This is a genomic window from Oleiphilus sp. HI0086 (assembly GCF_001635225.1).
This window is the reverse complement of the sequence record NZ_LWFZ01001082.1, coordinates 1-1,426: the sequence shown is the minus strand read 5'-3', so window position 1 is coordinate 1,426 and position 1,426 is coordinate 1. Positions and strand designations below refer to the sequence as shown.

Below are 1,426 nucleotides of genomic sequence, written 5' to 3'. Positions count from 1 at the left end.
CCGAGTTTCTCCAAGGTTGAGGGGCCGATCTCTCTGCGTGGTACGTTGACTACCCGAAGAAATGCTGCGTCATCATCAGGGTTAGCAATGAGACGCAAGTAGGCCATGGCATCTTTGATTTCATTCTTGGCAAAGAAGGAGGTACCACCAGACAAGCGATAAGGCACCTGAAAAGCCTGCATCTTGATTTCCAGCAGACGCGCCTGGTGGTTACCACGATAAAGCACAGCGAAGTCTTTAAAGGGGATATCCTTTTTCAACTTAAGATCAAGAATCTCTGCGGCAATTTGTTCTGCCTCTGCATCTTCATGGCGACAACGAATTACACGAATTCGCTCTCCGTCACCCAGCTGGCTCCATAGTGCTTTATCAAACATATGAGGGTTGTTGGCGATCAAGGTATTCGCCGCACGCAAGATCAAACTGGTAGAGCGATAATTCTGCTCCAGCTTAATCAGCTTCAGGCTTGGGAAGTCTTTTTCCAGACGCGCCAGGTTTTCTGGCCTTGCTCCACGCCAGGCATAGATAGACTGGTCATCGTCGCCTACGACTGTCAAAGCATGACGGTCACCCACGATTTGCTTCACCAGCTCGTACTGAGCCATATTAGTATCTTGGTACTCATCAACCAAGAGGTAGCGAATCTTCTGCCGCCACTTGCTTAATATATCCGGATGTTCAGCGAAAAGTTGTACGGGTAAAAGAATCAGATCATCGAAGTCGAGCGCATTATAGGCTTTGAGGTAGCGAGTATAGGTTTCATACACATGTGCCAGGGTGACATCGTCAGGCGTTTGAGCTTGCTGTGCGGCCTGAGCCGGAGTTAGCATGGCATTTTTCCAGTTTGAAATCGCCATCTGAAATTCATTGATTCGGTCGCTATTCTCTTCACCATCTTTCATCATCAGGTCGCGAATCAACGCTTTAGCATCTTCACTGTCGAAAATAGAAAACCCCGGTTTATAGCCAAGCGCCTTATGCTCGGTGCGAATGATATTCAAACCCAGGTTATGGAAAGTCGATACGGTTAAACCACGCGCATCAGGCCCCGAAACCAACTGCCCGACACGCTCTTTCATCTCGCGAGAAGCTTTATTGGTAAAGGTCACCGCAGCAATATGGCGCCCCGGAATACCACAGCTTTTAATCAGGTAGGCAATTTTTCGCGTGATTACACTGGTCTTGCCGCTGCCAGCGCCCGCTAGTACGAGTAAAGGACCACCAACATAATCTACGGCTTCTTGCTGTTTAGGGTTTAACTTATTCGCCACTACTTTCTCTTCTTTCTGTCTATCTCGATAAAAATAAATGGGCTCAGGGCCCGTGACTCTGAGCCCATTTATTTTTCTATTCCATCATTCTTTCACGTCAACTCATTGCTTTCCAGATACATTTTGTCGCTTTGTAGCACTTATTCTAAATAGAT

The 1,426-nt window shown here is 47.3% G+C and carries 1 protein-coding gene; it reads right to left on the bottom strand.

Translation table 11 applies throughout. From position 1 onward, the window contains the following. The coding region (locus tag A3756_RS19185; protein ID WP_156490610.1) for a UvrD-helicase domain-containing protein at positions 1 to 1,271 on the bottom strand (1,271 nt) is incomplete at its 3' end. Positions 1,272 to 1,426 lie beyond the last annotated feature (155 nt).